General features: G+C 75.0%; 5 protein-coding genes. All 5 read left to right on the forward strand.

Annotated features, from left to right (window positions below):
• Positions 1-629: hypothetical protein (locus tag Q7W29_00390; protein ID MDO9170271.1), on the forward strand; the 629-nt coding region annotated here is incomplete at its 5' end.
• The gene (gene uvrB / locus Q7W29_00395; protein MDO9170272.1) at positions 596-2,665 is read left to right on the forward strand and encodes an excinuclease ABC subunit UvrB; all 2,070 of its coding nucleotides are present in this window, start codon (positions 596-598) and stop codon (positions 2,663-2,665) included. The genes Q7W29_00390 and uvrB, both read left to right, overlap by 34 nt.
• 7 nt (positions 2,666-2,672) lie before the next feature.
• A complete protein-coding gene (nadC, locus tag Q7W29_00400; GenBank protein ID MDO9170273.1) occupies positions 2,673-3,569 on the forward strand; it encodes a carboxylating nicotinate-nucleotide diphosphorylase in 897 nt (298 codons plus the stop codon).
• Positions 3,566-4,471: a biotin--[acetyl-CoA-carboxylase] ligase gene (locus Q7W29_00405; protein MDO9170274.1), complete on the forward strand. Its 906-nt coding sequence runs from the start codon at positions 3,566-3,568 to the stop codon at positions 4,469-4,471. Before nadC ends, Q7W29_00405 begins: the two co-directional genes overlap by 4 nt.
• 2 nt (positions 4,472-4,473) lie before the next feature.
• Positions 4,474-5,191: type III pantothenate kinase (locus Q7W29_00410; GenBank protein MDO9170275.1), on the forward strand; the 718-nt coding region annotated here is incomplete at its 3' end.

Genomic DNA, 5,191 nt, shown 5'->3' on the forward strand with positions numbered 1-5,191 from the left:
GGCAGCGGCGGGACGCGCTGGGCGATTCCCTGCGCGAGGCCTGGAGCCCGCTGACGGCGCGCGTCGCGGCCGATTCCGCACTCGCCGATTCCGCCGCCGCGAACTCCTTCGCGACCTCCACCTGGGCCGACAGCGCCGGAACCGACAACGCCGCGGCGGCGCCGACCGACAGCCTCGCCGCCGCGTCGGCGGATTCCCTGCCGTCGACGCCGGCCGCCGCGCCGCCCCGCGTGGTCGCGCCCTCGGCCGACGAACTGGCCGTCCTGGCCGCCCTGCCCGCGGGCGACCGCAACCTGGTCTTCGCCGACGGGTCGCACTGGCCCCTGGTGCTGCGCGTCGTGACGCGGGGCCGCGTCGAGTACGCGGTGGGCGCCGACGGCCTGCGCAACGCCCCCGACGTGCTGTGGACCGCCCGGCCGGCGGGCCTGCCGCCGGAGGGCGTGACCGCGGGCGTCGTCTACCCGCTGGGCTGGCGCAACGTCTCGTACTGGGGCGCGCGCGACCATTTCCTGCTGAAGCTCTCCGCCGCCGAGGACGTCACCGTCACCCTCAACGGCCGGCCCGTGCCCATCCCCACGCGCCTCGTCGGCCGCGAATGGGTCCTGGACCGCTCGTTGCTGGACCGTTAGGAACCGTGGTGAGCGCCTTCCGCCTGCAGGCCCCGTTCGAGCCCCGCGGCGACCAGCCGGCGGCGATCCGCGCGTTGACCGCCGGCCTGCTCGAGGGCCGCGCGCGCCAGACCCTGCTGGGGGTGACCGGCAGCGGGAAGACCTTCACGCTGGCCAACGTGATCGCCGAGACCGGCCTGCCCACCCTCGTCTTCAGCCACAACAAGACGCTCGCCGCCCAGCTCTACGGCGAGTTCAAGGGCTTCTTCCCCGACAACGCCGTGGAGTACTTCATCTCCTACTACGACTACTACCAGCCGGAGGCCTTCGTGCCGGCCACCGGCACCTACATCGAGAAGGACGTCAGCATCAACGAGGAGATCGAGCGCCTGCGCCTGCGCGCCACGTCCTCGCTGCTGACGCGCAAGGACGTCATCGTCGTGGCGAGCGTGTCGGCCATCTACGGCCTCGGCAACCCCGACACCTTCCACCGCAACATCCTGTCGCTGCGGACCGGGCAGCCCCTGGAGCGCGACGATTTCCTGCAGCGGCTCGTGGGGATCCACTACGAGCGCCGGGACGAGGGCGGCTACGGCACCTTCCGCGTGCGCGGCGACACCGTCGACGTCCGCGCCGCCTTCGACGAGCGCGTGCTGCGCGTGGAGTTCTTCGGCGGGACGATCGAGCGCCTGGGTTTCGTCGATGGCCTGACCGGGCGCCCCCGCCTGCTCGTGACGGAGGCGCAGGTGCACCCGGCGCGGCAGTTCGTGGTGGAGAAGGACCGCCTCGAGGCGATCCTCGACGACATCGGCCGCGACCTCGAGGCCCGGCTGGCCGAGTACGACGCCGCGGGCCGCGCCGTCGAGGCCCAGCGCCTCGCCTCGCGCACCCGCTACGACATGGAGATGATCCGCCAGGTCGGCTACTGCAACGGCGTCGAGAACTACTCGCGCTACTTCGACGACCGCAAGCCCGGCGAACGCCCGGCCTGCCTGTTCGACTACTTCCCCGACGACTTCCTGCTCGTGATCGACGAGTCGCACGTGACCGTCTCGCAGCTGGCGGCCATGTGGCGCGGCGACCGCTCGCGCAAGGAGACGCTCGTCGAGCACGGCTTCCGCCTGCCCAGCGCGCTGGACAACCGCCCCCTGCGCTTCGATGAGCTGGAGGGGCTGATGCCGCGGACCATCTTCGTCTCCGCGACGCCGGGCGACTACGAGATGGCGGCCTGCGACGGGGAGTTCGTCGAGCAGGTCATCCGCCCCACCGGCCTGATCGATCCGCCCGTGGACATCGTGCCGGTGGCGGGCCAGGTCGACGACCTGATCGGGCGGGCCCGCGCCGTCGTCGCGGCCGGCGGGCGCGTCCTGGTCACCACCCTGACCAAGCGCATGGCCGAGGACCTCAGCGAGTACCTGCAGCGCCTGGGACTGCGCGTCGCCTACATGCACGCCGACATCGCGGCCCTGGACCGCGTCGAGATCATCCGCAAGCTGCGCCTGGGCGAGTGCGACGTGCTGGTGGGCGTCAACCTGCTGCGCGAGGGGCTGGACCTGCCCGAGGTGGCACTGGTGGCCGTGCTGGACGCGGACCGCGAGGGGTTCCTGCGCTCGGAGCGCTCGCTGATCCAGACCGCCGGCCGCGCCGCGCGCAACGCCGAGGGGCGCGTCGTGATGTACGCCGACCGGATGACCGACTCCATGCGGCGGGCGATCGGGGAGATGGAGCGCCGCCGCGCCAAGCAGATCGCCTACAACACGGAGCACGGCATCACGCCGCGGACGATCCTCAAGACGCGCGAGGAGATCCTGCAGGCCACGCTGGCGGCGGGCGACGAGACGCGCAGCGGCGCCTCGCGGGCCCGGGACGCGGCCGTCCCCACGCCCGGCGCGTTGGCCGCCGGCCTGGCCCAGACCCCGCGCGAGATCGTCGAGATGCTGGAGGCCGAGATGGAAACCGCCGCCGCCGCGCTGGACTTCGAACTGGCTGCCGAGCTGCGCGACCGGCTCGAGGACCTGCGCGCCCAGTGGGGCCTGCCACAGCTCAAGACGGGTTAGGAGGAGCATGCCGGACCGACGCGACGACTACGGTTTCCCCCGCGGCGCCTGGCTCGAGACGCTGCTGGACGCGAGCCTGGCCGAGGACGTGGGCGCGGGCGACGCGACGACCGCCGTCGCCGTCGCGCCGGGCCTGCGCGCCGAGGGCTGGATCGTCGCCCGCCGCGACGGCGTCGTCGCCGGCCTGCCGCTGCTGCCGCTGCTGTACCGGCGCCTGTCCCCGGACGTGCTCGTCGAGCCGCTCGCCGCCGACGGCGAGCGCGTCGCCGCGGGGCGCCGCCTGGCGCGGCTCGTCGGCCCGGCGGCGCCCATCCTGACCGGCGAGCGCACGGCGCTGAACTTCCTGCAGCACCTCGGCGGCGTCGCCACCCTGACCTCCCGGTACGTCGACCGGGTGGCGGGCACGCGCTGCGCGGTGCTGGACACGCGCAAGACCCTGCCCGGCTTCCGCCTGCTCGACAAGTACGCGGTGCGCTGCGGCGGCGGCGCGAACCACCGGCTCGGCCTGTACGACCGCATCCTGCTGAAGGACAACCACTGGGCGGCGCGCGCGGCGCCGCTCGCGGACCTTGTGGCCCGCTCCCGGTCGCAGTTCCCCGGCCTGGTCGTCGAGGTGGAGGTCGACACGCTCGCGCAGCTGGACGAGACGCTGCCGCTGGGCGTGGAGTGGATCCTCCTGGACAACTTCGCGCCCGACCTCGCGGCCGAGGCCGTGCGCCGGCGGGACGCCGGTCCCGCGCGCGGACGCGCCACCCGCCTGGAGGCCAGCGGCAACGTGGACCTCGAGACCGTCGGCGCCTACGCGGCCGCCGGCGTGGACGCCGTGTCGGTGGGCCGCCTCACGCACTCAGCCCCCGCCTGGGACCTGGGGCTGGATTTCGCGCCGCGGGAGGGGAACCCGTGATCCCCCAGATCGGTCGCGACTGGTTCGGTCTCACGAGCTTCGATCCCGGTCCCGAGCGGACCGCGGGCGGGTTCCTCTACGTGCTCGAAGAGGTGGGCTCGACCAGCGATTTCCTGCTCGGCCGCGGCGCGCCGTCGACCGGCCGGCTCTGCCGCTGGGACGGCTGGGGCTGGCAGGCCGGGCAGCGGCAGCTCCTGCAGCCGCCCGCCGACGCCCGGCCGGGCAGCGTGGCGGTCGCCCGCCGCCAGAGCGCGGGCCGCGGCCGGCTCGGGCGCCGCTGGCACGGGCAGGGCGGCCTGCTGATGTCCTGGAACATCGACCCGGTGCCGTCGCCGCCCGTCGCCGGCCTGGCGGTCTGGACGGGCCTGACCGCCGTGCTCGCCCTGGAGGAGCTGACGGGCCTGCCGGTGCGCCTGAAGTGGCCCAACGACGTCTTCCTCCACGGGCGCAAGCTCGGGGGCATCCTGCTGGACTTCATGGTGCTGACGCCGCGGCCCCGCCTGGTGGCGGGTCTCGGCCTGAACGTCGGGCGCCTGCCGGTGGACCTCCCGCCCGACGTGCGCGCGCGGGCCGCGGTCCTGCCACCGGACCCCGCGCGCTGGCGGACGCTGGGCGATCTGGCCGGGACGGTGCTGCGCCGCTGGGACGACGGGCTGGAACGGTTCCTGTCCGCGGGCTGGGACGACTACCGCAGCGATTACGATCGCGTCGACGAACTGGCCGGCCGCCGCGTCGCGCTGGCGAGCGGCGGCGAGCGGCGCGAGGGTCTCGCGGTGGGGATCGACGACACCGGGGCGCTGCTGCTGCGGCACGGCGACGGGCGCGTGTCGACGGCGCTGGCCGGGGACGTGCACGTGCTCGGCATCGGCCCGACGTCGCCGCCGGGATCGGGGAGGGGTTGACCATGCTCGTGGTGGACGTCGGCAACACCCGCACCAGCGCGGCCGTCTGGTCGCCGGCGGACGCGACCGACACCGACGGCATCCGCTTCGCGGAGCTCGTGCACCTGCCCACGCCGCGCGACGGCGACGGGCGGGCGCGGCTGTGCGACGGGCTCGCCGAACTGGCGCGCCGCCACGACCTGCGGCGCGCCGCCGTCGCCTCGGTCGTGCCCGAGGTCACCGCCGTGCTGCTGGCGGGGCTGCCCGGCGCCGTCGCCGCCGACCACGCCTCGCCGCTGCCCTTCGCGACTGCCCTGGCCGAGCCCGCCGCCACGGGCGCGGACCGCTTCTGCGACATGGCGGCCGCGGTCGGCGCCGGCCTGCGTGACGCGCTCGTGGTGGACATGGGCACCGCCACCACGTTCAACGTCCTGCTGGGGGGCGTCTTCGTCGGCGGGCTGATCGCTCCCGGGGCCGCTCTCGCCGCCCGCGCGCTCGGCGAACGGGCCGCGCGCCTGCACCCGGTCGTGCCCGCGCCGGTGCCGGCCGAGGCGCAGCCCGACACCCACGGCGCCCTGGTCGCCGGCTGCTATCTCGTCGGCGTCCACGGCGTGGTCGGGACGGTCGGGGCGCTGCTGGACCGCCACGGCGCCCTGACCGTGGTGCTGACCGGCGGGCAGTTGGGCCTGCTCGGCGACGACGCGGCGCCCTTCCCCGGCACCGGGCGCTGGCGGCGCGACC

This window comes from bacterium (assembly GCA_030654305.1).
Classification (GTDB): domain Bacteria; phylum Krumholzibacteriota; class Krumholzibacteriia; order LZORAL124-64-63; family LZORAL124-64-63; genus PNOJ01.

Coding starts and splice junctions, on each gene's coding strand:
- nadC (MDO9170273.1), top strand. CDS start 2,673: ATGCCGGACCGACGCGACGACTACGGTTTCCCCCGCGGCGCCTGGCTC.
- uvrB (MDO9170272.1), top strand. CDS start 596: ATGGGTCCTGGACCGCTCGTTGCTGGACCGTTAGGAACCGTGGTGAGC.